Consider the following 24,763-nt stretch of genomic DNA (forward strand, 5'->3'; position numbering starts at 1 on the left):
GCTCAGGCGCTAAGCGCCTGTTGCCTCTGCACGTACCAATGCATCGCCTCGGTCAAGCCCTCGCGGATGCGGTGAGTGGGCACGTATCCCAGCCGGCGTTGTGCCTTGCCGATGTCGGCCTGGCTGTGGCGCACGTCGCCGGCCCGGAAGGCGCGGTAGACCGGCCCGGTGTCGGCGGCGATACCGTAGGGCCGCAGCCCGTCCCGAAGCAGCTCGAACAGCGTGGTCAGGGTCGTGCGGTCGCCTACCGCGACGTTGTAAACCTGGCTGTCTGCCTCGCGGCTTTCGCTGGTCGCGGCAAGCAGGTTGACCTGCACGGCGTTCGCGACGTAACAGAAGTCGCGGCTGGTTTCTCCGTCGCCGTTGATATAGACGGCTTCGCGCCGCAACAGGGCTGCGATCCATGCCGGAATCACGGCGGCATAGGCGCCGTTGGGATCCTGGCGCGGCCCGAACACGTTGAAGTAGCGCAGGCCAATGGCATGCACGCCGTAGCAGCGGTGGAAGACATCGGCATAGAGCTCGTTGGCGTACTTCGTGACCGCGTAGGGGCTCAGCGGCTTGCCGATGCGGTCCTCCACCTTCGGCAGGCCCGGGTGGTCGCCGTAGGTGCTGCTGCTTGCCGCATAGACGAAGGTCTTGACCTGCGCGTCGCGGGCGGCGACCAGCATGTTCAGGAACCCGCTGATATTGACGCTGTGGGTCGCGACGGGATCTTCCAGGCTGCGGGGCACGGAGCCGAGCGCCGCCTGATGCAGCACGAAGTCCACCGGATACGGCCCGGCGGCGGCTCCCTTGCGCCCGGGCAGGCCAAACAGCATCGCGCTGCGGCAATGCTCCGGGTTGCGGATGTCGCCTTCGATGAACTGGAAGTTCTGCCACTGCCGGGGCGACACCAGTGCCTCGACTTCGCCAAGGTTGCGGCGGTGCCCGGTGGAAAAGTTGTCCAGGCCGACAACGCGCTGGTCCAGGCGCAACAGTGCTTCCAGAAGGTTGCTGCCGATGAAGCCGGCGACGCCGGTGACGAGCCATGTGCGCGGCGTGGCAGCCAGGCGAGACTTGAGGTGCGTATAGACGTTGTCTTGCATGAAACAGTTTCCCGTTACGCAGGTTCCAGAGGGCGTGCCTGGCTACAGGCGTCCGTCGACGTCGCTCCTCGGCAGGATGCCCTTCACGTCGAACAGGACCGCATGCTGCTTGCCGAAGGCCTTGATCGCCCGCACGCCCATGGTGACGAACTGGTGGTGTGCGACCGCCAGCACGATGGCGTCATATTGGTCGAGCCGGGGGGCCTCGCGCAGGCAAGACAGGCCGTACTCGCGCTCGGCGTCCTCGACATTGATCCACGGGTCATAGACGTCGACCTGTGCGTTGTAGCCACGCAGCGTTGTCACGATGTCAACTGCCTTGGTATTGCGCACGTCCGGACAGTTCTCCTTGAAGGTCAGGCCGAGCACCAGGACGCGGCTGTCGAGCACCGGAATGCCCCGGCGCAGCATCAGCTTCACCACTTCATCGGCCACGTGGATCGCCATCTTGTCATTGATACGCCGGCCGGCAAGGATGACCTGCGGGTGATAGCCGACCTCCTGCGCCTTGTGTGTCAGATAGTAGGGATCGACCCCTATGCAGTGCCCGCCGACCAGGCCGGGACGGAACGGCAGGAAGTTCCACTTGGTGCCGGCGGCCCGCAGCACTTCGAGCGTATCGATGCCCAGCTTGTGGAACAGCAGGCTGAGTTCGTTCATCAGCGCGATGTTCACGTCGCGCTGGGTATTCTCGATGACCTTCGCGGCCTCCGCCACGCGGATGCTGCTGGCCCGGTGCGTGCCGGCCACGATGATCTTCCCGTAAAGCTTGTCGATGGCCTCGCTCGCCTCGGGCGTGCTGCCGCTGGTGACTTTGCGGATATCCGGCAGCCGGTGCTCCTTGTCGCCGGGGTTGATGCGCTCCGGGCTGTATCCGCAGAAGAAGTCCACGTTGAATTTCAGGCCGCTGTGCCGCTCCAGCACCGGTACGCAGATTTCCTCGGTGGCGCCCGGGTAGACGGTCGACTCGTAGATCACCACGGCACCCGGCGCCATTGCCCTGGCCGCGGTCTCGCTCGCCAGGATCAGCGGCATCAGGTCGGGGCGCTTGGCCCTGTCCACCGGCGTTGGCACGGTCACGATAAAGACCTGGCAGGCCTTCAGCGCTTCGGGATCGCTGCTGTAGTGCAGGTGGTGCGCGCTGCGCAGTTCGTCCGGACCGACCTCGAGTGTGGCGTCGTGGCCGGCGCGCAGTGCTTCGATGCGTGCGGCATTGATGTCGAAGCCCAGCACCGGCTGCTGCTTGCCGAATTCCACCGCGAGCGGCAGGCCGACGTAGCCCAGACCAATGATGGCGACTTGTGCGTGGGTTAAGTCCATGACCGTGATCTTCCGGGTTGGCGAGCCTGTCGGCGCAGGCAAGCGAGGACAGGCTCGTCGAAATTATCTTGCGCCGGCAGCACGCCGTGCGCGGGGGTTCGTGTCTTGGCGTACACAAGCCGCGTACCCGTGGCGCCCGGGCGTGCGGCGGCTGTGCCGCCCGTGTCATGCCATGCCGGCTTCGCTTGTGCCGGTCTCGCCCGTCTCGCCCGATATGCCGCACAGGAGCCGTTCCCAGCGCGTGGCGATCTCGCCTGGCGCGAACCTGTGTACGTGCCGGCGACCCGCCTCGGCCAAGCGTTTGGCCAGCTCGGGACTGGCGATCACCGCCGCGATGCCGCGCGCGAGGGCGGCGGCGTCGTCGACCGGACTGATCCGGGCGTTTTCATCGTCGGTGAGCATGGCCCTCACGCCCGTCTCGCAGTCGGTCGCGACGATTGGCAGGCCGTACGCCATCGCCTCCACCAGCACCAGCGGGAAGCCTTCATATCGCGAGCTCAGGCACAGTAAGGCGGCGTCCCGGTACACCGACTCGATATCGCTGCGTGCCGGCTCCAGGCGCACACAGGCCTGCAGGCCGAGCCGGTCACGCAGTTGCGTCAGCGGTTCGAGCAGCTCGCCACTGCCCACGATCCGCAGCCGCCAGTCAGGAAAAGATTTCGCGATGGGCACCCACGCCTGCAACAGCACGTCGAAGCCTTTGACCTCGGTCAGGCGGCCTACTGCAACCGCGGTCCGGGACGTGCGCACAGCGGGCTTGGCGGGAATGGGAAATGCCAGGGTATTGGGGATGACCTCGATGTTCTCGCAGTGCAGGTTGCGTACCCATTTGTCGCGATCCAGGTCGGTCAGCACCACGATCCGCCGGCAGGTGCGCGCGCTCAGGCGGCGGGCAAGGCGGCGCACCGGAAGACCCAGGTCCTGGTCGAAGTTGCAGTGCTCCCAGGCAATGCGGTGCACGCCAAGGCCCAGGCATGCCGGCAGGGTGAACAGTGTCAGCAGCGGGTCGACCTCCACCAGCAAGGTAATGCCATGCTGCCTGACGTAGCGGCGAATGCGCGCGACGGTCTGCAGGAAGTGCGTGCGAAACGAGGGCCGCTTGTCAAACAGCGCGTCATGCCGCACCGCGGGGTCGAGCGCAAAGCAGCTATGCGCGTCGCAAAGACTGAGAATGCGGATAGGGTGGCCGCGCCTGGCCAGTGCATTGGCAATGGTAGCCGTCATGCGCTCCGCGCCGCCGAACGCGCCCAGCGTGCCGGTCACGAAGCAGATCGCCGGACCCTTCGTGGTACTGGCTTGCTGATGCCGGCCCGGACTACCGGTATCGCGCTGTTGCATCGGTGGTCTCCACGTGTGGCAACTTGCGGAACAGGACACCCGGGTACGCTATCGCGGCGGGAAGCCGGCATCCGTTCGGCGCCGAACGCAGGCCCGCGCCCGCGCAATCACTGGCAGCGCGCGGTGGCATCGAGCGACTCCATGTGGGTGGCCGCATTGCTGCGGGAGTGTGCCGCGTATAGCTGCAGCCATGCGCGGGCGATGACTTCAATGCTGAACCCGGAAGCGATGTGCTGACGCCGGGCTGCTTCGTCCGCCGCGTCACCACGCCCGCGCGCAAGGGCAGCGCGCATGGCGCTTGCCAGCGCGGCCGTATTCGCGCGTGGGACCAGGCTGGCGGCATTGCCCATCAGCGCCGCGACCCCGGCGGCGTCGGTGGCCACGACCGGGCAGCCGCACGCCAGTGCTTCGCCCACCACCAGCGGCATGCCTTCGATCCGTGACGACAGCACGAACAGGTCCGCGGCGTTCAGCAGCGCCGGCACGTCCCGGCGCATGCCGAGCAACCGTACCTGGCCGCCCAGCCCGTATCCGGCGATCAGCCCTGCCATGGTCTCGCGCAACGGCCCGTCGCCGGCGATCATCAGCAACGTACCGCGCGCGGGAGGCATCTGCGCGAAGGCGTCGATCAGGTCCGCGTGCGCCTTCTCCCATACGAGCCGGCCCACGTTAAGGATGAACCGGTCGTCCGGGCGCAGGCCAAGCGCGGCGCGTGTGGTGGCCCGGGCCTGCGCGCACGGGCGGTAGCGGGCGGTATCGATACCGTTGGGGACCACGATGATCCGCTGTGCGGGCGCCGCGCGGGCCGCGATCATCGCCTGACGGCCTTCTTCGCTGACGTGGGTGGTGAGATCCGACCAGCGGTCGGTGAGGCGGTAGGCCAGCATGCGCAGCGCACCGCCCTGGAAAAAGCTGTGTGCCGTGCAGACGGTGATCGGCACGGGGCACACGCGCGTCAGCATGCGGGCAAACAGGTTGGCGTGAATCATGTGGGCATGGATGATGTCCGGGCGCCATCGCGACACAAAGCGCCGAACCTGCACGAGCGCGGCCAACAACGCCACTGGCGTCTTGTGCATCTTCAGCATCAAGGTTTCAACGCCTTCCGGAAGCGCCACCTCCCTGCCCGGCAGCAGGCTGATCACCGAAACCGCGTGTCCCAGCGACACGTACTGCCGCGCCAGTGCGGCCACCTGCTGTTCCGCGCCACCGAGCTGCAGACAGGTGATGAGCAGCGTAATGCGCATAGGCCTGGCCTGCGTCGCGCGTAGGCTCGGATCCATTCTGGCTCCTTGACGGTGTTGAGGCCGGTGTTGAGGCCGCTGTTGAGGCAGTAGCCGGCACGCTAGCGCTGCGCGTGCGCGGCATCTGTTCGGCGTCGAACGCAGGCCGCAGCACCGCGCCACGCGCGGCCCGCGAACGTTCTGTGGTGCAAGGCACGTTCCGGCCGCCTCGGACGCTTCTCAGGGTCGCGCGAATCAGGTTACATATCCCAGTAGACGACTCACGCGGGGTGAATGGATCATGAAGCGCGCTCTCGATGTTGTCATCGCGTTGGTGGCCCTGGTGGTGCTGGCGCTGCCCCTTCTGATCGTGGTGGCGCTCGTTCGCAGCAAACTTGGCAGTCCGGTTTTCTTCCGGCAAACGCGTGCCGGTCTCAACGGCAAACCGATTGAAGTCATCAAGTTCCGCACCATGACCGACGAGCGTGGCGCCGATGGCGAATTGCTGCCCGATACCGAGCGCATCACGCCGTTTGGCTGGGTCATCCGGCGCACCAGCATCGATGAACTCCCCGAGTTGTGGTGCGTGCTGAAGGGCGACATGAGCCTGGTCGGGCCGCGCCCCTTGCTGATGGAGTATCTGCCGTTCTATACGGCCGAACAGGCACGGCGGCTGCTGGTCAAGCCAGGCATCAGCGGATGGGCGCAGGTCAACGGGCGCAACTCGTTGAGCTGGGAAGAGAAATTCAGGCTCGACGTATGGTATGTGGACCACCAGTCGATCTGGCTGGACATCCGCATCCTGTGGCGCACGATCGGCACGGTGCTCGCCAAGGAGGACATCAGCGCCGCCGGCGAGGTATCGGCAACCCGCTTCGACGTCGACATGAGCCGCAAAGCGCAATAGGCGATCCGGCCAACGCCGCACCCTCGAGGATTGGCAATGCTCAATACCGGATTTTCCCCGTGGCCGAGCTTCAGCCGCGAAGAGGCCCAGGCAGTCCAGCGCGTACTGCTCTCGAACCGCGTCAACTACTGGACCGGTACCGAGTGCCGCGAATTCGAACAGGAGTTCGCCGCGTGGTGCGGCGCGGCGCATGCCATTACGCTGGCAAATGGCACGCTGGCGCTCGACGTCGCACTGCAGGCGCTTGGCATCGGGCCGGGTGACGAGGTCGTTGTCACGCCACGCACCTTCCTTGCCAGCGTCTCATGCGTGGTCAACGCGGGCGCTACGCCGGTGTTCGCGGACGTCGATCGCGACAGCGGCAATATCAGTGCCCGCACCATCGCCGCCGTCGTCACGCCTCGCACGCGGGCGATCATCTGCGTGCACCTGGCTGGCCTGCCTTGCGACATGGAGCCCATCATGGCCCTGGCGCGCGGGCACGGTCTCAAGGTGATCGAAGACTGCGCGCAGGCGCACGGTGCCGTCTACAAGGGACGGATGGTCGGAACCATCGGCCACATCGGGGCTTGGTCGTTTTGCCAGGACAAGATCATGACCACAGGTGGCGAGGGCGGCATGGTCACCACCGACGATCCGGTCTTGTGGTCGCGCATGTGGTCATACAAGGATCATGGCAAAAGCTGGGAAGCCGTGTACGACCGCTCGCATCCGCCAGGCTTTCGCTGGGTCCATGACTCCTTTGGCACCAACTGGCGCATGACCGAGATGCAGGCAGCGATCGGGCGCGTGCAACTGCGCCGCATGGCTGGCTGGCATGCCAGGCGTTGCGCAAACGCGCTGGCATTGTCGGAAGTGCTTGGCGCGTGCGATGCCCTGCACGTGCCGCTGCCACCGGCCGGCGTGGAGCATGCCTGGTACAAGTTCTACGCCTACGTGCGGCCCGAGCGCCTCGCCGAGGGCTGGAGCCGCGACAGCATCATGGCTGCCATCAATGCAGCCGGAGTGCCTTGCTATTCGGGCATTTGCGCCGAGGTCTATCTGGAAAGAGCGTTCGACGGCACCGGATGGCGGCCGGCCGAGCGCTTGCCGGCAGCGCGTACGCTCGGCGAGACCAGCCTGATGTTCCTCGTGCATCCGACGCTGACCGATGAAGAAGTGCGCATGACCGCGCAGGCGGTGCGAAGCGTGATGCGACAGGCAACGCGCGCGGCGGCGTGATGGCGAGATGGCGACATTCCTGTGGGACCACTACCTCTACTTCGGCGAAAGCCGCCTGGCATTGCCGTTGGCCGCCTGGATCGCAGTCTGTTTCGTCGTCGCGGGGCAAGGCTGGCGCGCGTTGCGCTGGACGGCATCGTTTGCCATCGGCGGGGGGCTGATGCTGGCGGCCAAGGCCGCATTCAGCTACACCGGCTGGTCGCTGCCATCGATCGGCGTCTACAGTGCCAGTGGACACGCGATGCTGACGGCGGCGGTGTATCCGGTGTTGCTGACGCTGCTGGGCTCGGTGCTGGGCAGGTACACCGCCTGGCTCGGACTGGCGACGGGGGTCGGGCTGGCCTTGTTCATGCCCGTGGTGCTGGTGACCGATTTTCATCACACGGTCGGCGAGTCGCTCGTCGGGTTGGGTGTCGGCTTTGCCGTTGCCGCGGTGACGCTGTGGCGCTGGCGACCGGTCGGCTTCACTCACGTCGGCGTGACCGTGGCCGTGCTGGTGCCGGCGGCGCTCCTGTTTGATCCGCGCGACGCGGCCGATGACATGCTGGGCGCCATGCGTAGTCGCGTGGTGAAGTGGACCGGCGCCACCGGAGAGTACTGGCGCAGCATCGATCCGGATCCGGCTACGGGAAAGCGGGTCGTCTCGATCGAATTCATGAGGCTGGAAGACTCGTCAGTCCGGTGCAGCCATCGGGGCCATCACCGTCCGCACATGGCTGATTGCCGTGTCACCGAGCTGGGAGCGAGTGCGCGGGCATCGCGACGCAGTCTGCAGGCAGCCACGCGATGCGGTGCGTCCGGAGGGCCCGCCCGCGACGGCGCATCGGGTGCGCACGGCGTCAGCCCGGAGGGCATGGGATGACAGCCGTGAAGCCCGCTGCCGAGTTCGGTTCGTTCTTCCATCTCGATCCTGCCATTCCGCTCGGCGGCGAGCCCTGGCTGCGCCCGGGCGACCTGCTCGCCGGCACCGGACGCGACGCGCTGCGCGCCATTGTGGCGCAAGGGCGCTCGCGCGGCTGGCGGCGCCTGCACGCGCCCAGCTACTACTGCCACGCGGTGCTGGACGACATCGCGCGCGACATCGACGTACGCCTGTATCCGCACGCCCCGTTCGGCGGCCCGGCGCAGCTCTCGCTGGCCGACGACGAGGCGGCGCTCGTGCCCGAATATTTCGGCCTGCGGGCCGGGGTTGACGTGCAGGGCGGCAGCGTCCTGCTCGACCGCTCGCACGATCTGCTGGCCACCTGGTCTTATGCCCGTACGCCGGACTATGTGTTCGCGTCGCTACGGAAGACCTTGCCGGTGCCCGACGGCGGCCTGGTGCGTGCGCTGGCCGGGCAGCCGTTTCCACACGCGCTGGCGCCCACGGCGGCGCATGCGCGCGCCGCCGCCGGCATGGCCGCCGCAATGGCGATGAAGGCGGCTTACCTGGCAGGCTTGCCGGTTGCCAAGGCCGCCTACCTCGCGCTGGCCGGCGAGGCCGAGGCCGCGCTTCGGGGCGATGGCGAGATCTCGGGGCCGACCGCGCTCACGCGCGCGCTGGCATCCGTTGCCGACCTCGGCCGGATGCGGCAGCGCCGGCGCGACAACCTGGCGCTGCTGGGCCAGTGTCTGGCCGGTTTGCCCGCCGAGCTGCAATGGCGGGAAACGCCGGCTTTCGGCATCCTGCTGTGCAGCGATGCCGCGGCACGCGAGCGCCTCCGGCAAGGGCTGATCCGCGCGGACGTGTTCACTGCGGCGCTGTGGCCCATGACATGGTCCGGCGTTCCGCAAAGCGATCGTCTGCTGTCGGAGCGCATCCTGGTCCTGCATGCCGATTACCGCTACAGCGCCCGCGATATCGCGCGCCTCGGCGAGATCATCCTGCGCATTGTCGCCAACGCCGATACATCCGATGAGGACCGATGATGATGAGGACCCATGTGCTGGAGACCTCCAGCACCGAATGGCTTGAGGTACTGGCCCGTTGCCGGCACGACAGCCACCACACGCCGGGATGGCTGCGCGCGTCGGAGCATCAGGACAGCGGCAAGGCGTTCGCGCTGCATGCCACGGACGGCAGTCATGAGCTGTTCGTGCCGCTGCTGCGCCGTGACATCGACGGCGCGGACTGGGATGCGAACTCGCCCTACGGGTATGCCGGCCCGCTCGTCAGCGACGACGCGCCCGCCTCGTTCGTGGACGCGGCGATGTCGGCGGCCATGGCACTGCTGCGCGAGCAGGGCTGCGTCTCGTGCTTTATCCGGCTGAATCCGCTGCTCAACGCGGCGTGGCACAGCACCATCGGCACGCTGCTCGAGCATGGCATGACGGTGTCGATCGACCTGTCCAAGAGCGAGGCCGAACATTGGAAGGAAACGACGCACGGTCACCGGCTGGACATTGCCAAGGCCACGCGCGCCGGTGTCACGGTCCGCCTGGACGAGACCCTGGAGACGCTGCCTCATTTCATCCGCCTCTACAACGGCTCCATGGACCGCTTGCGCGCCGACGGCTACTACTACTTCAACGACGACTACTACCGCACCCTGGCCCGCGAACTCGGCGATCGGCTGCGGCTGTTCGTGGCCGAGGAAGATGGCGTCATCATCGGCGGCAAGACGGTTACGGTGTCCGAATCCGCCGGCATCGTGCAAAGCCACCTGATCGGTGTCGACACGCGCTACATGCATCGGCAGCCCAGCAAGATTCTGATGCACGCGATCCGGCAGTGGGGGCGTGAGCGCGGCCACCGGTGTTACCACCTCGGCGGAGGCCTCGGCGGATCGGCTGAGGATTCCCTGTTCCGTTTCAAACGCGGGTACTCGCCGAATACGCACGTATTCCGCACGCAGCGGATCGTGGTGAATCCCGCCCGGTACCTGGCACTGTGCGGCGGCGAGCCCTCGACGCTGCAGGACCTGAGCGGATTCTTCCCTGCTTACCGCCGCACATAAGGCAAGCAGGGCAGAGCAGGGCAGAGCGGATAAATGGGCTCGGCGGCGAACGACGGCGGCTGCCTTCAGGCGGCTGTCACGCAGGTCGAAGCAGCAGCTCCGAAACCGCGGGCTGTGCCGGCTCAACGCCGGTTGCCCGCCTCCGACGGGCCTAGCGCCGGGGACGCGACCCGGCGCAGCACGGCCTTCCGGGGCACTCTGGCGTCATCCTGCGCGTCCTGGCTGGCCTGGCTGCCCTGAGCGGCTTCGACGGGCACGGCACGGAGCCGCGCGCGCCCGGGTTCGTCCAGGGACGTGTACGGGGCGTACTCCGGCACGATCGCCTGCAGCGCCATCTGGATCCGCAGTTCGTCGCGGCCTTCGCAGGCCGCATGGAGCCGGATCAGCCTCTCGTGCAGTTCCTCTTCTTCCAGGCTTGGCTCCTGCGAGCGCATGATGCGCTCATGGTCACTCGGCGCGACATTGCCGCCGATCAGCAGTTCCTCGTAGAGTTTCTCTCCCGGCCGCAGGCCGACGAACTTGATCTCGATGTCTCCGTTGGGGTTCTTGGCGTTGCGTTCCACCAGGCCAGCCATCTCGATCATCGTCCTGGCCAGGTCAATGATGCGCACCGGCTGTCCCATATCCAGCACGAAGACCTCGCCGCCGCGCGCCATTGCGCCCGCCTGGATCACCAACTGCGAGGCCTCGGGGATCAGCATGAAGAAGCGGATGACATCGGGGTGCGTGATGGTGATCGGTCCGCCTGCTTCTATCTGGCTGCGGAACAGCGGAACCACAGAGCCGGAAGACCCGAGCACATTGCCGAAGCGGACCATCGAGAAAACCGTGCGCGTGCCGGGGCGCGCCGCGGCGGCCTGGAAGATCAGCTCCGCGATGCGCTTGCTGGTGCCCATCACGTTGGTGGGGCGCACAGCCTTGTCGGTCGAGATCAGGACACAGGTCCGCACGCCGAAGCGGTCGGCCATGTTGACGATGGTCTGCGCGCCCAGCACGTTGTTGCGAATGCCTTCGGGCATGTTGCCTTCGACCAGCGGGACATGCTTGTAGGCGGCCGCATGATAGATCGTATCGACCTGTTGGCCCTGCATGGCGGCGGCCACGGCCTTGGCGTCGCACACCGAGCCGATGCGCGCCATCAGCGGCACCTCGGGGAAGGCCCGGCGCAGATCTTGCTCCACCATGTAAAGCGCCCATTCGGAATGGTCGAACAGAATGAGCTTGCGGGGCTGCTGCGTGGCGACCTGGCGGCACAGCTCGCTGCCGATGGAGCCGCCCGCGCCGGTCACCATGACGACCTTGCGGTGCGTGCACTTGGCAAACAGTGCCTCGCGCGGCGGCACGGCGGGCCGGCCGAGCAGGTCCTCGACCTTGACCTCGCGGATCGACTGCATGGTGATCTTGCGGTCCACCAGCTCCAGCAGCGTGGGCAGCGTACGAACGCTCACGGCGTATCGGTGCAGCTTGTCCAGGATTCGCTTGCGCTGCTCCGGCGACAGGGATGGAACCGCCAGCACGACTTCGTCGATGTTCAGCCTCTGCAGCTGCGCTCTCATGCGCGACGTGTGGTACACCGTCAGGTCCGCGAACGTGTGATTGTCGAGCGACTGGTCGTCGTCGAAGAAACAGATGGCCTCGTGGTCGACGCTGGCGCGCATGGCGTTCACGAGCTGGAAGCCGGCCTCGCCGGCACCGAAGATGCCCACGCGCCGGATCGCACGCCCGCGGGGGTTGCGCCACAGTTCGCTGCGCCGCAGGATGGCACGGATCAGGAAGCGCGAGATCACCACATAGGCGAACGCGATGAACCAGTAGATCAGAAGGCCGGCGCGCGGCAGCCGGCTGTCATTGATGAGGAAGGACACGCCGTAGGTCAGCCCGACCATGGCGGCCATGCTGACGCCGGCGGCCCACAGCACCTTGAGGTCGATGTACCGCAACACGGTCCGGTACAGGCCGCTGAACGAGAATACGGGGATCGTGCAGGCCGCGATGAACAGCGGCGGCCAGATGCCGTACTGCACGATCAGCTCGCGGTTGCCGGCGCGCAGCAGCAGGGCCAGCGCGAAGCACAGCGGCAGGGCCAGCAGATCGCCCGTCATCATCAGCGCGATCTTCAGGCGCCGCGGGAGGGAGGTCAGATTCAAGGCGCGCAGGCTTGTCATGGCCGGGCTCCCCGCAATATCAACGCGGCCGGACCCGCCGCCGTGGTCGCTGCAACCCGCATGCCGCACGGACCGCGGCCGGCGGGATCCTTCCCGAGCATCCACATCGGTGTTTCCATTGCACGGCTCTTCTTCCGTTCCGAAGGTGCGGACGCCAGGCAGCGACCGGCTGTCATGCCGATCGCTACCACTCCACGCAGCAACGCCGCATGCATCCGCCTCGCCAAGGTACCGTGTCTGCAGGGCCCGGCACAATCCGGCTACGTGCGCTGCCGAACGTGGATTGGCGTCACATCCCCGGCGCTGGCGAGAGGGCGCTCTGCCTGCGCGGCTAATCGCGTGGAAACGGCATGCGGACGCCGGCCTGGAGACCGCCGTGGCCGGCGCCGCCGGATGCGTCCGGCCGCCGTCGCAGATGCCGCCACAGCCGCTGCGCGGTGGCACAGAACGGCGCAACGCCGCGCCACCCGGCCTGATGCAGCTGATGGGCAAGCTGGTGTGGCAAGGCGAACGCCAGGAACAGCACGGCCTTGCCCCGCCGGTGCTGGCTGTGGCCATAGCGCCAGAAGGTCACGTACAGGCGCGATGCCTCGCAAGCCGCCGCCGGCTCGTCGCGCGCCGGTGGTGTGGCGTGCCGGTTCACGGCGCTTGGCATCAGTTCGATGCGGCAATGGCACTCGTACACGGCGCGGCCCGCCAGGTCGATCTCGTCATAGCCCGCTGCCAGGTCTTCGTCGAACGCAATCTGATCGAACAGCGCGCGCGGAAACACCGTGCTGTGCAGCACCACTGAGCAAAGGCGCTCGCCATAGCGGTAATCGAGCGCGGGCCGGCCCAGGAAGGTCGGCTTGCGCGGCCTGCCTCGCTCTGCGCCGCACAGGTCGGTGCCGGTGAGGATCAGCGGCGCTGCCGGCGCACCGGCGCTTGCCTGGTGAATATGATCATCCGCGATCCGCTCGCTCATCTGCTGCAGGAATGTCAGTCCAAGCAGCGTGCGATCGTCCAGGATGAGGACGTGCGTGCCGGTCGCCGCGCGCACGGCGCGGTTGCGATTGGCCGCACATGCGCGCCGTGGTCCTTCCAGGTACGTGACATCGGGAAACTCGCCGCGCATCATCTCGCGGGTTTCGTAGTTGCTGCTGTCATCGGAGACGATGAGCTGTTGCGGCGGCGTGGTGGATTGCGCGACGGACTGCAGCGTCTGCCGCAGGCCATCCGGATTGTCGCGCGTGCAGACGCACACGGAAAACGTGGGCAGGAAAGTGCTGGCAGGCATGGCTGACCCCCTCGGTCCCCCGGGGCAGCACCGGCCCGTCTTTTCATGCGGGCTCGGCGCGTACAGTGGCGTTCAGATCGTCGGGCTCGCGCCCTCGTAGACGGCCGCATCACCGTGGCACGCGACCACGGGCCGCATGCTGCTGTCGCGCGTCACGCGCTCGTCGCCACTCACCCATTCGAGCGTGGCGCCGCGCTGCAAGGCGGCGTAGACGGCTTCACCCTTGTTGCGTACCTTGAGGCGCTGGTAGAGCGTGCAGGCATGGCTCTTCACCGTGGCCACGGAGATGTTCAGCATGCGGCTGACCGTCTTGATCGGATAGCCGCGCGCCAGCAGCACCAGCACCTCATACTGGCGCGGCGTGATCTTGAGCATCTCGGCTTCGTCGTAGCTCGGTTCGGCCTCGGCAAGCGGTTCGGCCGGGCGTGCGTTGCCCGACAAGGGCAGGCCAGGCTTGAGTCCGGTGAGATCGCGTACCGCAACGCTGCTGCGCAACGCGCTGCGCGGCGCGCTCGCACATGTGGCAAGCGAAAGCTGTTCGGGCGCTGCAGCGGCCGGCAGCGGCGCGGCGGATGCGAGCGATTGCGTGACCGGCAGGGCCGGGCGCGATGCCGACGGCAGCGTGCCGGTCTCCGCGCTGAACAGCAGGCCTTGCACGGAGGAAACCGCGAGCCGGATGGCGGCCTCGATGACTGCCAGCGATGCCGATTTGGGCAGACATCCACATACGCCACGCGCGCTGTCCGCATCAGGCATGTGCAGCGGCAACTGATCGGCGAGGATCAGGATGCGCTGGGGCGAGAGCATCTCGCGGGCGACCTGCAGTTGCGACCATCCGATGCGTGTGTCGGCGGGCATGCCGAAGACCAGCAGGTCCGCGTCGTGCGGGACATTGTCGTGCCGCCCGAGCTCTTCAGGCGCGAGCGCTGCGACGTGACCGGAATCCTGGACGTTCTCGAGCATCTGCAACAGCCCGAGACGGAGCAGAGGATGCTCCTCGATCAGCAAGGCATTCATGTTTCACTCCCCGTTACTCGGGAGGGAATGCGGGTGCTTTGCGTATGGGGAGGCATTGCATGGCAGGCGGACGCGCGCTATCTGCGGCCCGCTGACTGCCCTGACCCCCCGTGCTTCCATGTCCGGCCTGTCCCATTCTCTGCTCGGAACTTGTCGGCGGCTGGAAGATGACCCGAACCCGAACCCGAAACTTGCTCGCTCCAAAATCGGCTTAAAACCATCTTATGGGGTGGTGGTATGGATTGCAAGCAAGGCTAATCGGCAGGAAACGAAGTGGGAATGAAGCAGGCTTCATAATACCGGCCCAAAATCCCTCCATTTGGCGGGACCATGTGGTGAGAGCGACATGCCAGCTAGCGCTAGCGACCGTATCACAACTGAGACATCACTTGGCAAAATGGTTGCAGGCATGCAACCGATCTGATTATTCCGGGGCTTGCTGTGCCGGTTTTATAACCCCTTCGGGGGGTAATAGAAAATCAATGGCCATTTAGTGACGCAATTATGAAACGTCCTTCCTTGAATGCGTTTCTGAATATCTGCGGTGCTTGATGCGCATCGCCGGACACGCGATCTAGTGCTTCTGGATGAGGCGATTTGCCACCTCGGGATGAGGCCGGAGCAGCGTGCGGCACGGCTGCTTCGGCGACTTGCCACCAACCTGGCGGCCCTCGTCAGTCGGACCGGGCCAGCAGGCCCCATGTCTCAGCGCTCAGCGCTCAGCGCGCCCAGTAGCCGGGTCGCATGACCCAGCCGCGCGGGCTCTGCACCCAGCGATCCGGCACATAGCGGTACCCGGGGCGCTGCGCCTGCCAATAGCCGGCGCGCCAGTCGTAGTGGCCACCACGGGAGACCCAGTGGCCGGGTACCCATGCCTGGCCCGGCCGTGCGGGCGGGCGCGGCTCGTAGCGCGGCGGCGGCGGGTGGCCATAGGCGTAGGCACCGGGACCGTCGTGGGCTTGTGCGGGCGTGAGCAGGCCGAAGGCGCTTGCGGCGGCGAGGACGGCTGCGGCGAGAAGGAGCTGGCGTTTCATCTTGGTTCTCCTGGTGTCGGGGTTGGCGGACCGGGCGGTATCGATCAGTAGCGGTCGTGGTAGTAGTGGTAGCGAGGCGGCGGACCGCCACGCGGCGGTACGACGATGCAGGCGGAAAGCAGCGCTGCGGTGGTGGACAGGAGGACGGCCAGGCAGAGGGCGCGATTCATGTCGGGCTCCGGATCGTTTGTGTTGAACACGGCTTCAATGTAGCGACGCGACCCCGCACTGGGTGCTTGCACTTGTAAGCCTGTCTCACATGACGCATGCGTGGCGCGGCGCCCGGGACTGCTTCGGGGTGTCGCCGGAAAAGCCTGGTGGCACAAGGGCTTGCCGGCGGCGTGCGGGTCTGGCCGACAAGGCTGCCAAGTCCGTGCAAGGGATAATGCGGCGTTACATCGGAAATAGATTTCGCAAAGGATCTTGGCGCGGCCCGCCTTTGCGGCGAGGCCTGCCTGCCAGGGGGGCGGCTGCGCAGCGTACGCAGAATTGGGTACGCTGGGCCCTTCGTGCCTCACGTTGGCGCAACCTTTCCCTGGTCCGGTGCCGCGCATGGCAGGGAAGGCGTCAGGGCGGTGGCACAAAGCTTGCGCCGGTTGCGGCGTTCCCGGAACGTTGCTTACCGCCACACCCCGGTCAACCAAGCAGGAGGCGTCATGCCGGTCGTGCTCATCGTGCTGGCCCTGCGTATCGTGCAGGGGATGACGCCAGCGGCGGGCGCGCTGTTCGCGCTGCCACCAGGCAACGAGCCCGATCCGGCCGATGTCAGCGCGGTCATCGAGCAGGCCATGCCGCATTGAGCGGCGGACCGGCGGCGTGCGGTGTCATTCCGGGACACTCCCTCCACCCGACAACGGAGAAGTCATGAATCGCAGCGATGTTACCGACCTCATCATCGAAGCCAAGGTCAGGCGCGGCATCACCTGGGCCCAGGTGGCCGAGCGCGTGGGCAAGAGCAAGGAATGGACAACTGCCGCCTGCCTCGGGCAGATGGTGTTCGACGAGGCCGGCGCGCGCGCCGTGATGGAAATCTTCGATCTGCCGCCCGAGGCCGAGCCCTGGCTGCGCACGGTGCCCTACAAGGGCTCGCTGCCGACGCAGGTGCCCACCGATCCGCTGATCTACCGCTTCTATGAGCTGATCAGCGTCTATGGCACCACGTTCAAGGCCTTGATCCATGAGGAGTTCGGTGATGGCATCATGAGCGCGATCGATTTCCGCATGGACCTGCGGCGCGAGCCCGACCCCAATGGCGACCGCGTGCACATCGAGATGTCGGGCAAGTTCCTGCCGTACAAGACCTATTGAGCGGCCGGCTACGCCGGACGGGCCGCGACGCCGGCCATGGACCTGGCGTAGCGCGCGGGATCCAGGCGCATGGTGAGTGCCGCCACGAATGCCACGCAGCCAAGGTGGTACCGCCATCCCGCCGCGAAATCGCCGGTGTGCGAGTGCAATGCCGCGGTGATCCACGGCGCCAGCGAGGCCAGCAGGAAGCCGCCGCCCTGCATCAGTGCGCTCAGGGCGCCCGCGCCGTCGGGGTCCGGCAAGTGGTCAAGGGCCACGACCAGGTACAGCGCAAAGCAGCCGCCCAGTCCCGCGCCGCCGATGGCAGCCCAGGCGTAAGGCGACCATTCGGGCCACAGTGCCAGGCCGGCAAAGCCTGCGGCCTGCATGGCCAATGCCGCGGCCATCCACGCGCGGCGGTCCTGGCGGCTGGCTGCAAGCGTTGGCAGAAGCAGCGCGGCAGCGGCCTGGGCCACCGCCATCACCGCCACCAGGCTGCCGCTGCGCGCCACGCTCCAGCCATGCTGCTGGTAGAACGGCGCCAGCCATGCCACGAGCGAGGCATAGCCGCCATTCATGGCGCCGAAGCAGGCCATCAGCATCCAGGTGCGGCGGCGGCGCAGCAACTGGCTGGCCGGCCGGTGTACGGCGCGCGCTGCCGGCAAGGCCGCGGCCGCTGCCGGGAGGGCCCGCCAGGCCAGGCCAAGCGCTGCCGCGGCCGGCAGCGCCCACCAGGCCAGGCTCTGCTGCCACGAACCGGACAGGTCCGCGATCAGCGGGGCAAGTTGCGCCCCGAGCGCGCCACCGCCCATCAGCGCCGCCGAATACACGCCCATGACCGGGGCCACGCGCCGTGGGAATTCCTGCTTGATGATGCCGGGGTACGCTGCCTGCACCACGGCCACGCCAAGACCGCACAGGGCCGCGGTGGCGACCAGGAATGCGCCGTCCATGGCGAGGGCGCGCAGCGCCGATCCCGCGCAGAGCATGGCCAGCGCGGCCAGCACGGCGCGGCGCGCCCCCAACCGATGGCGGATGGCCGGTGCGGCAAACGCGCCGGCACCCATCAGCAGCATGGGCAGCAGCGTCAGCCATGCCATGCCTTCATAGTCCAGGCCGGTGCCCGCACGGATGGTGGCGGCCAGCGGGCCGACGGCGGTCAGGAACGGCCGCAGGTTCAGGCCGATCGCCACGACCGCGGCCAGGATCAGCCAGCGCGGCGGCGCATGGCGCGGTACGTCGAACGGCATGCCGTCAACCGCGCGGCGGGCGCGCACCGTAAAGCTCCACGGCGGAGATATCCACGCGCACCCGTTGCATCGGCAGCGGCGGCGGCACCAGGGGCAGGCGCAGGGCCCGGTAAGCGGCTTCGCTCGACAGGCCATAGGGGGCGGCGTCGTCATTGTCGAAGGCGTAGTAGACGGCCTGCACGCCGGCCATCGTCATCGCCGCAAGGCACATCGAGCACGGATGTCCGCTGGCGTAGACCACGCTGCCGCGCAGGTCCGGGCGGCCCAGCTTGCGCGCGGCGGCACGCACGGCTTCCATCTCGGCATGCGTGGTGGGGTCGTGGCTGTGGATGATGTCGTTGACGCCAGTCGCCACGACGTCGCCGTCGATGGCGAGCACGGCGCCGAAGGGGCGGCCGCCGCGGTCCCGATTGGTCAGGGCCAGGCCGACCGCCTCGCGCATGAGTTGTTCGTGGGTTGCCATAGCGTAGATAAAGTAAGCGCCGGCTTACAGCGGAGGCGCACTGCAAGGGCAGCCTGCGGCAAGGTGGCGGAACCAGGGGAAGCCGACAATCTACGCCGTGCCTTGGCGATTGGGAAATTAAATGATGAAATCCACGGTAGTGGAAATCCAAATACCTGATCGCCGTGCATGACGCCTGCCTGGACCCCGCGCTGTTGCAGAGCTTTGTCGCCGTTGCCGAAAGCGGCAGCTTCACGCGTGCGGCGCAGCGCGTCCACCTGACCCAGTCGACCGTCAGCCAGCAGGTGCGGCGCCTCGAAGATCAGCTCGGTTGCGAACTGCTTGATCGGAGTGGCCGCTACGTCACCACTACACCCGAAGGCGAGCGGCTGCTGGGCTACGCGCGGCGCCTGCAGCAGTTAATGACGGAGGCCGTGGAGCAGGTGCGCCAGATCTCAGGCCAGGGCGAGATCCGGCTGGGCGTGCCGGAGGACTTTGCGGCGCAGCCGCTGACCGCGGTACTGGCCGGGTTTGCTGATACCTGGCCGGGCATCCGGCTGGAGGTGACGAGCGGACTCAGCCATGAGCTCTGGCAACGCTTCCAGGATGGCGAACTGGACCTGGCGCTGGTCAAGCAGCGCGTCGGCCATGCGCCCGGCGTGGCATGCTGGCCGGAGCCGCTGGCGTGGATCGACAGCCGCACGCGCCCGGCCGTGGCGCGCGACCCCGTGCCGCTGGTGGCCTTCCCGAGCGGCGGCCTTTACCGGGGCGAGATGACGCACGCGCTCGACGCCAGCGGACGCCGCTGGCGCATCGGCTTCGTCAGCGCCAGCCTGGCCAGCATCAGCGCGGCCGTGGCGGACGGCCTCGGCATCAGCCTGCTGCCGCGCCGGCTGGCATCGGCGCCGCATCGCCTGCTCGACGACCAGCCGTGGCTGGGCACGGTGCCGGCCATCGAACTTACCTTGCATGCCCAGCCGGAGCCTTCCGCCGCCGCGCGCGACATGATGGAGCGCCTGGTCGCGCTGTGCGACCAGGCCATGGGCGTGAACGCGGCGCCGCTTAGCTGAAGAGTTCGCGGAAATACTGCGTGCAGGTGCCGGCCTGGCGGAAGGTGTAGGGCAGCTCGGCCATGGCGGCGGCTTCGAGCGAGCCGAACGGAATGTCCGGGTCGTTGTCGAGGCGGGCAAGGTCTTGTTCCGTGCTGGTCGGGTGCTGCGAAGTCATGTCAGGCTCACTGGTGGCGCGGCCGTACCGGCCGCCTCGAAGGTCCTGGCGGGGGTGCCGCCTGACAAGCATCCTAGCGGACATGGCCGCGTCGATCAGCCTGCCGCAGCGCAACACACTGTTGCCACCATGCTTCCAATGCGCAGCGGCTCCATGCCGGGGGAGCGCGATGCCCCGGACGGACTATAGTGGCTGAGGGGTTTCCGTCCCACCCCATGTGCGCACCATGCGCCCACCACGCCGACCCTCCTGCAGGAGCGTGCCATGCCAATGCCGCCGTGCTTTGCCGACCGACGTGAGGCCGGCCTCTACCTGGGGCGCCACCTGGCCGAACTCGGTGTCGGCCAGCCGCGCGATGGCGAAGCCGCCCTGGTGCTCGCGCTGCCGCGCGGCGGCGTGCCGGTGGCGTACGAAGTGGCGCGTGCCATCGGCGCCCGGCTCGACGTGCTGCTGGTACGCAAGATCGGCGCGCCGGGCTATCCTGAGCTGGCGCTGGGCGCGGTCGTGGAAGGCGATGCCGGACGTGACCCGCACACTGTGGTCAACGACGATCCATGGGTGCAGCGCACCGTCGAAAGCGGAGCCTTCGCTGCCGAACGCGGGCGCCAGATCGACGAGATCGTGCGGCGCCAGCAGCGTTACCGTAACGGCGCGCCGTTGCCGCGCCTGGCCGGGCGCACGGTGATCGTCGTCGATGATGGCGTGGCGACCGGCGCCACTATGCGGGCCGCGCTCGAAGGCGTGCGCATGGCAGGCGCCGCGGAGGTGATCGCCGCCGTGCCGGTGGGATCCGCCGACGGCCTGGCCAGCCTGCAGGCCGCCGCCGACCGGGTCATCTGCCTGAACACGCCGGCGAACTTCGGCGCGGTTGGCGCCTTCTACCTGGACTTCACCCAGACCAGCGACGACGAAGCCCTGGCGCTGCTGCGCGACGCGGCGACATAGCCTGCGTGAGCGCCAGACCGGCGCGTCAGCCGCGTGCCAGCCTGGATTTCAGGTGCGGGATCAGGCCGCCCGCGTCCAGGACCTCGCGCAGGAACGGCGGCACCGGTTCGCAGGCGACTGTGGTGCCATCGTCCAGCCGCAGCACGGCGTGTTCCAGGTCCACCCAGGCCTGCGCGCCATCCGCCAGGCGGCTGGTGTCCGCACAGACCAGCACCGCCAGGCCCAGGTTGATGGCATTGCGGTAGAAGAGCCCGCCAAACGACGGCGCCACCACGGCCCGTACGCCCAGGTGACGCAGCGCCTGCGGCGCCTGCTCGCGCGAAGAGCCGATGCCGAAGTTGGCGCCTGCTACCACCACATCGCCCGGACGCACGTGACCTGGGAAATCCGGGCGCAGGCTTGCGAGGCAATGCGCGGCAAGGACTTCCGGCGCCGCCTTCATCAGTACCGCCGGGGCCATGGCGTCGGTGTCGATGTTGTCGCCGAAGCGCCAGATGCGGCCGGCGCGCGCGGGAACGGAAGGTTCGGTCATGCGGAAATCCTGGTTCAGAGCAGGGTACGGGGGTCGGTGATGCGCCCGGTTACGGCGCTGGCCGCCACCGTCAGCGGCGAGCCGAGCCAGACGGCGCTGCCGGCGTCCCCCATGCGCCCGGAGAAATTGCGCGCCGTCGAGGCAATGGCGCGGCTGCCCGCGGGGAAGCGCGCGGCGCCATAGCCGGCGCAGGCGCCGCAGGCATTGGGGAGCAGTTCGGCGCCGGCCTCGGCCAGGATGGCAAGCGTGCCTTCGCGCTGCGCCTGCTGCTGGTCGCGCGCGGAGGCGGGTGCCACCTGCAGGCTGACGCCCGGCGCCACGCGCCGCCCGCGCAGGACCTGCGCGGCCATGCGCAGGTCGTCGAGCTTGGCGCCGGTACAGGCGCCCAGGTAGGCGATCTGCACGGCCTCGCCGGCGGCCTGGTCTACCGGCGCGCTGTTGGCTGGCGAATGGGGTGCCGCCACCTGCGGCGCCAGGGCGCCGGCATCGAAGCGATGGGTGGCCAGCAGCGCTGCGCCGGCATCGGTGCGCCAGTGTTCGAGGTCGATGTCAGCCAGGGTCTGTGCCGGAACGCCTGCGGCGGCGAGCCAGTCCAGCGTGACGGCATCGGGCGCTACCAGCCCGGTCTGTGCGCCAAGCTCCGCACTCATATTGGCCAGTGTCATGCGTTCGTGCATGGAAAGCGCCGCCACGGCGCTGCCTGCGTACTCGATGGCTTCGTAGCGGCCGCCGCCCAGCCCCAGCCGCGCGCACAGGAACAGCATCATGTCCTTGGCGCAGACGCCGGGTGCCAGCGCGCCGTCCCATTGCAGCCGGATGGTCTGCGGCACGCGCAGCCAGATTTCGCCCGTGGCCAGCACGCCGGCCATCTCGGTGGCGCCCACGCCGAACATGTAGGCGCCGAACGCGCCGCCGGTCGGGCTGTGGCTGTCGCCGCCGACGATCAGCCGGCCGGGCAGCACATGGCCATGCTCGGGCAGCACGACGTGGCAAATGCCCTCGCCGTCGATCAGGTGTGCGCCGCTGCGGCGCGTCCAGTCGCGCGTGAAGTGCAGGATCGCTTCGGCGGCCGGGTCGCTGGCCGGGACGAAATGGTCGGTCACCACCACGTAGCGCGACGGGTCCCACACGGTCGCGCCAAGGGTTTCCAGCAACGGCGCAACACGGCGCGGACCGCTGGAGTCGTGCGACATCGCAAGGTCGACCCGGCATATCGCCAGCGCGCCCGGTTCGACATGTTCCTGCCCGGCCGCGCGTGCCACCAGCTTCTGGGCCAGCGTGGCGGGACGGGGGGACGCGGATACCGCAGCCACGTTCATTCCGGGGTGGCTCCCGAATACTTCACCACCGCGGCCCAGCGCTTCACGTCCTGCTTTACGAACGCGCCAAACGATTCCGGCGTGGTGCCGAGCGGCTGGGCGCCGTCCGCTTCCAGCCGTTTGCGCACGGCTGGTGTCTCCAGGCCCTTGTGGGCAGCCTGGTAGAGGGCCTGGGTCACGTCCGCCGGCAGCCCGGCCGGGCCGAACAGGCCGAACCAGGCGCTGGACTCGAAGCCCTTGACGGTGGCGCCGATCGGCGCGGCGCCGGGAAACTGCGGCAGCGGCGCAGGGCTGGACACGCCCAGTACCTTGAGCTTGCCCGCGCGCACATGCGGCAGGACATTGAGCGTGCTGGCGAACATCAGGTCGCACTGCCCGGAGAGCAGGTCCGTGATGGCCGGCGCGGTGCCCTTGTACGGGATGTTCACGATGTAGGTATGCGTCATCATCTTGAACATATCGCCTGCCAGGTGCACCGACGAACCGACCGAGCCGATGGCGAAGTTCAGCTTGCCGGGCTGCGAGTGCGCCAGCTGGATCAGTTCGGGCACGTTGTTGGCGGCCAGCCGCGGGTTTGCCACGAGCACGCTGGGCACCGTGGCCACCAGCGTGACGGGCGTGAAGTCATTGACCGGATCGAAGGGCAGCTTCTTGTAGAGCGTCGCATTGATGGTATGGCTGGTGAAGCTCATCAGCAGCGTGGAACCATCGGGCGTGCTCTTGGCGACCAGGTCGGCGGCGATGTTGCCGCCGGCGCCCGGGCGATTCTCGACCACGACCGGCTGCCCCAGCTGGTGGGACATTTCCTGGGCGATCGTGCGGGCCAGCGTGTCGGTGGTGCCGCCGGCCGGTGCGCCGACCAGGATGCGGATGGCCTTGCCGCCGGCGATCTGCGCATAAGCCGCCATCGGGACTGCCCACAGCGCCAGCACACAGGCACCTGCGGCGCCGAGAAGGCGCACGCTCAGGGAACGTCGGCGGGGCGGCGTGCGCGGACGGAACGACGGCATGACGGCAGCTCCTTGCGGAAAGTGATCACGAGTGCGCAGTATCGCCCGGGATCACGCCGCGTGGGCCATCCCGTTGCCGAGACAGGCCGTTCACGGGGCCGCGATGACTGGATGTCAGTCCCGCAGGCCGGGACGGGTTTCGTTCTCCACCCAGACGTTGGTGCTGTCGTCACCGGCCGGGGACAGCTCCATGCGGTACTCGTAGCGATCCGGCCGGTACTGCCCGAGCAGGAACTGGATCGGGCGGCCGTCGACGTCCTTGACCACGCGCCGGACTGCCAGCAAGGCACCGCCAACCGGTACGTCGAGCAGCGGAGCGACCACCACGTCGGCCAGGCGCGCCGACAGGACCTGGCTGGCGCGGCCAAGGCGCACGCCGCTGCCTTCCAGCAGGCGCAGCACCGGCTGCTCCTCGAGCGCCTTGCGTGTGATCCGGCGGCCCAGTTCGGCGGGCAGGTAGACCGTGATATGCGAGAGGGGCCGGTTGCGGTAGTGCCGCACGCGGATGATCTTCACCACCGGATCGCCGGGCGAGAGGTCAAGCGCCTCGGCCACTTCCGGGGTGGCGTGGACCTCGTCGATCGAGATCACCTTCACGGCCGTCTTCTGGCCCATGTCGATGATATTGTCGAGCAGGCTGGCGCTGCGCTCTTCGGTCGTCGCGACCGGCTTGACCGGGTGCGGGTTGACGAACGTTCCGAGCCCGCGGTGCCGGCGCACCAGCCCTTCCTGGACCAGCCGGTCGAAAACCCGACGCATGGTCACGCGCGACGCGTGGAATTGTTTGGCCAGGTCAATTTCGCCCGGCAGCGGTCCCTGGCCGAAGCGGCCTTCGACGATCTGCTGGCGCAGTACCACGTAAATCTGGTGATACAGGGGAACGACGGCTTCGCTCATGGTTTCGCTTGCGGGGATATGACAAGTCTGTAATGCCTCTAATGTACTGTAAATCAGACATAAGTCCTAGATAGAGCGTGCAATGAGCGGATTTCGGTACGGCGTGGCGGGAGATCTGTTGCAACGGTGCACCTGTGCCTGGCAAGCCTGGCTCCCGGCGCTCGCTTGAAGCGGCAATGTCTGCCCTGCGCCGCTGCCACAGGGCTTCGCGGCATGCGGCCCCAAGGCGATATCTGACGTGCCGCCACCCCCGGCAAGGACAACCGGCCAGTGCATCGCCGGCCACCCTGTTTCAGGGCCGATACGCACTCAGGCGCATCGGACATTTC

25 protein-coding genes are annotated in these 24,763 nt (G+C 67.7%); 9 read left to right on the forward strand and 16 right to left on the reverse strand.

Annotated elements, in window-relative coordinates; translation table 11 throughout:
• Positions 1–2 precede the first annotated feature (2 nt).
• The 4 genes from CupriaWKF_RS20760 to CupriaWKF_RS20775 all read right to left on the reverse strand — a co-directional run bounded on the left by CupriaWKF_RS20760 (position 3) and on the right by CupriaWKF_RS20775 (position 5,029).
• A complete protein-coding gene (locus CupriaWKF_RS20760; protein ID WP_276102641.1) occupies positions 3–1,088 on the reverse strand; it encodes an NAD-dependent epimerase/dehydratase family protein in 1,086 nt (361 codons plus the stop codon).
• A gap of 42 nt (positions 1,089–1,130) precedes the next feature.
• On the reverse strand, positions 1,131–2,408 hold the full coding sequence (locus CupriaWKF_RS20765) for a nucleotide sugar dehydrogenase (RefSeq protein WP_276102642.1): 1,278 nt from the start codon (positions 2,406–2,408) through the stop codon (positions 1,131–1,133).
• 165 nt (positions 2,409–2,573) lie between these two features.
• A complete protein-coding gene (locus tag CupriaWKF_RS20770) occupies positions 2,574–3,746 on the reverse strand; it encodes a glycosyltransferase family 4 protein (RefSeq protein ID WP_276102643.1) in 1,173 nt (390 codons plus the stop codon).
• A 107-nt stretch (positions 3,747–3,853) separates the two neighbouring features.
• Positions 3,854–5,029 carry a glycosyltransferase gene (locus CupriaWKF_RS20775; protein WP_276102644.1) on the reverse strand — a complete coding sequence of 392 codons (1,176 nt, stop codon included), beginning with the start codon at positions 5,027–5,029 and terminating at the stop codon, positions 3,854–3,856.
• Positions 5,030–5,270: 241 nt separating this feature from the next.
• Between CupriaWKF_RS20775 and CupriaWKF_RS20780 the strand changes: the two genes are divergently transcribed.
• The 5 genes from CupriaWKF_RS20780 to CupriaWKF_RS20800 are packed head-to-tail and all read left to right on the forward strand — an operon-like array spanning position 5,271 to position 10,033.
• The gene (locus CupriaWKF_RS20780) at positions 5,271–5,876 is read left to right on the forward strand and encodes a sugar transferase (protein WP_276102645.1); all 606 of its coding nucleotides are present in this window, start codon (positions 5,271–5,273) and stop codon (positions 5,874–5,876) included.
• A 36-nt stretch (positions 5,877–5,912) separates the two neighbouring features.
• Complete coding sequence (locus tag CupriaWKF_RS20785) at positions 5,913–7,097, forward strand: DegT/DnrJ/EryC1/StrS aminotransferase family protein (protein ID WP_276102646.1); 1,185 nt, start codon at positions 5,913–5,915, stop codon at positions 7,095–7,097.
• Between the two features lie 7 nt (positions 7,098–7,104).
• Positions 7,105–7,959: a phosphatase gene (locus CupriaWKF_RS20790; RefSeq protein ID WP_276102647.1), complete on the forward strand. Its 855-nt coding sequence runs from the start codon at positions 7,105–7,107 to the stop codon at positions 7,957–7,959.
• Entirely contained in the window at positions 7,956–9,005 is a 1,050-nt protein-coding gene (locus CupriaWKF_RS20795) for a hypothetical protein (protein ID WP_276102648.1), read from the forward strand. The genes CupriaWKF_RS20790 and CupriaWKF_RS20795 overlap by 4 nt, the downstream gene beginning before the upstream one ends.
• The gene (locus tag CupriaWKF_RS20800) at positions 9,002–10,033 is read left to right on the forward strand and encodes a GNAT family N-acetyltransferase (protein WP_276102649.1); all 1,032 of its coding nucleotides are present in this window, start codon (positions 9,002–9,004) and stop codon (positions 10,031–10,033) included. The genes CupriaWKF_RS20795 and CupriaWKF_RS20800 overlap by 4 nt, the downstream gene beginning before the upstream one ends.
• Before the next feature lie 122 nt (positions 10,034–10,155).
• On the opposite strand, the gene CupriaWKF_RS20805 is transcribed toward CupriaWKF_RS20800, so the two are convergent.
• The 5 genes from CupriaWKF_RS20805 to CupriaWKF_RS20825 all read right to left on the reverse strand — a co-directional run bounded on the left by CupriaWKF_RS20805 (position 10,156) and on the right by CupriaWKF_RS20825 (position 15,695).
• Entirely contained in the window at positions 10,156–12,198 is a 2,043-nt protein-coding gene (locus tag CupriaWKF_RS20805) for a nucleoside-diphosphate sugar epimerase/dehydratase (protein WP_276102650.1), read from the reverse strand.
• Between the two features lie 331 nt (positions 12,199–12,529).
• Positions 12,530–13,474, reverse strand: coding sequence for a glycosyltransferase family 2 protein (locus CupriaWKF_RS20810; protein WP_276102651.1), 945 nt, complete (start codon positions 13,472–13,474; stop codon positions 12,530–12,532).
• Positions 13,475–13,546: 72 nt separating this feature from the next.
• Complete coding sequence (locus CupriaWKF_RS20815; protein ID WP_276102652.1) at positions 13,547–14,491, reverse strand: LuxR C-terminal-related transcriptional regulator; 945 nt, start codon at positions 14,489–14,491, stop codon at positions 13,547–13,549.
• A 719-nt stretch (positions 14,492–15,210) separates the two neighbouring features.
• Positions 15,211–15,525, reverse strand: a complete 315-nt coding sequence (locus tag CupriaWKF_RS20820) for a hypothetical protein (protein WP_276102653.1) — start codon at positions 15,523–15,525, stop codon at positions 15,211–15,213.
• A 44-nt stretch (positions 15,526–15,569) separates the two neighbouring features.
• On the reverse strand, positions 15,570–15,695 hold the full coding sequence (locus tag CupriaWKF_RS20825; RefSeq protein ID WP_276102654.1) for a hypothetical protein: 126 nt from the start codon (positions 15,693–15,695) through the stop codon (positions 15,570–15,572).
• Between the two features lie 486 nt (positions 15,696–16,181).
• Here CupriaWKF_RS20825 and CupriaWKF_RS20830 point away from each other — a divergent pair, with 486 nt between their 5' ends.
• Positions 16,182–16,325: a hypothetical protein gene (locus CupriaWKF_RS20830; protein WP_276102655.1), complete on the forward strand. Its 144-nt coding sequence runs from the start codon at positions 16,182–16,184 to the stop codon at positions 16,323–16,325.
• Between the two features lie 64 nt (positions 16,326–16,389).
• Entirely contained in the window at positions 16,390–16,833 is a 444-nt protein-coding gene (gene cynS / locus CupriaWKF_RS20835; protein ID WP_276102656.1) for a cyanase, read from the forward strand.
• Between the two features lie 8 nt (positions 16,834–16,841).
• On the opposite strand, the gene CupriaWKF_RS20840 is transcribed toward cynS, so the two are convergent.
• Both CupriaWKF_RS20840 and CupriaWKF_RS20845 read right to left on the reverse strand, forming a co-directional pair.
• Positions 16,842–18,062 carry a cyanate transporter gene (locus CupriaWKF_RS20840; RefSeq protein WP_276103344.1) on the reverse strand — a complete coding sequence of 407 codons (1,221 nt, stop codon included), beginning with the start codon at positions 18,060–18,062 and terminating at the stop codon, positions 16,842–16,844.
• Positions 18,063–18,066: 4 nt separating this feature from the next.
• Entirely contained in the window at positions 18,067–18,504 is a 438-nt protein-coding gene (locus CupriaWKF_RS20845; RefSeq protein WP_276102657.1) for a nucleoside deaminase, read from the reverse strand.
• Between the two features lie 185 nt (positions 18,505–18,689).
• On the opposite strand from CupriaWKF_RS20845, the gene CupriaWKF_RS20850 reads away from it, so the two are divergent.
• Positions 18,690–19,574 (forward strand): LysR family transcriptional regulator, encoded by an 885-nt coding sequence (locus CupriaWKF_RS20850; RefSeq protein ID WP_276102658.1) that lies wholly within the window; start codon positions 18,690–18,692, stop codon positions 19,572–19,574.
• On the opposite strand, the gene CupriaWKF_RS20855 is transcribed toward CupriaWKF_RS20850, so the two are convergent.
• Entirely contained in the window at positions 19,567–19,731 is a 165-nt protein-coding gene (locus CupriaWKF_RS20855; RefSeq protein WP_276102659.1) for a hypothetical protein, read from the reverse strand. The genes CupriaWKF_RS20850 and CupriaWKF_RS20855 overlap by 8 nt on opposite strands.
• 264 nt (positions 19,732–19,995) lie before the next feature.
• Between CupriaWKF_RS20855 and CupriaWKF_RS20860 the strand changes: the two genes are divergently transcribed.
• Positions 19,996–20,676 carry a phosphoribosyltransferase family protein gene (locus CupriaWKF_RS20860; protein WP_276102660.1) on the forward strand — a complete coding sequence of 227 codons (681 nt, stop codon included), beginning with the start codon at positions 19,996–19,998 and terminating at the stop codon, positions 20,674–20,676.
• Positions 20,677–20,701: 25 nt separating this feature from the next.
• Here the strand turns inward: CupriaWKF_RS20860 and CupriaWKF_RS20865 are convergent, their stop codons facing one another.
• From CupriaWKF_RS20865 to CupriaWKF_RS20880, 4 genes are all read right to left on the reverse strand, one after another.
• Positions 20,702–21,208, reverse strand: coding sequence for a 3-isopropylmalate dehydratase (locus tag CupriaWKF_RS20865; protein ID WP_276102661.1), 507 nt, complete (start codon positions 21,206–21,208; stop codon positions 20,702–20,704).
• A gap of 14 nt (positions 21,209–21,222) precedes the next feature.
• Positions 21,223–22,527 (reverse strand): 3-isopropylmalate dehydratase large subunit, encoded by a 1,305-nt coding sequence (locus CupriaWKF_RS20870; RefSeq protein WP_276102662.1) that lies wholly within the window; start codon positions 22,525–22,527, stop codon positions 21,223–21,225.
• Positions 22,524–23,537, reverse strand: coding sequence for a tripartite tricarboxylate transporter substrate binding protein (locus tag CupriaWKF_RS20875; RefSeq protein ID WP_276102663.1), 1,014 nt, complete (start codon positions 23,535–23,537; stop codon positions 22,524–22,526). The genes CupriaWKF_RS20870 and CupriaWKF_RS20875 overlap by 4 nt, the downstream gene beginning before the upstream one ends.
• Before the next feature lie 114 nt (positions 23,538–23,651).
• Positions 23,652–24,434 carry a GntR family transcriptional regulator gene (locus tag CupriaWKF_RS20880; RefSeq protein ID WP_276102664.1) on the reverse strand — a complete coding sequence of 261 codons (783 nt, stop codon included), beginning with the start codon at positions 24,432–24,434 and terminating at the stop codon, positions 23,652–23,654.
• Positions 24,435–24,763: the final 329 nt, after the last annotated feature.

Origin of the sequence: Cupriavidus sp. WKF15 (assembly GCF_029278605.1) — a bacterium.
In the GTDB taxonomy this organism is placed as follows: Bacteria; Pseudomonadota; Gammaproteobacteria; order Burkholderiales; family Burkholderiaceae; genus Cupriavidus.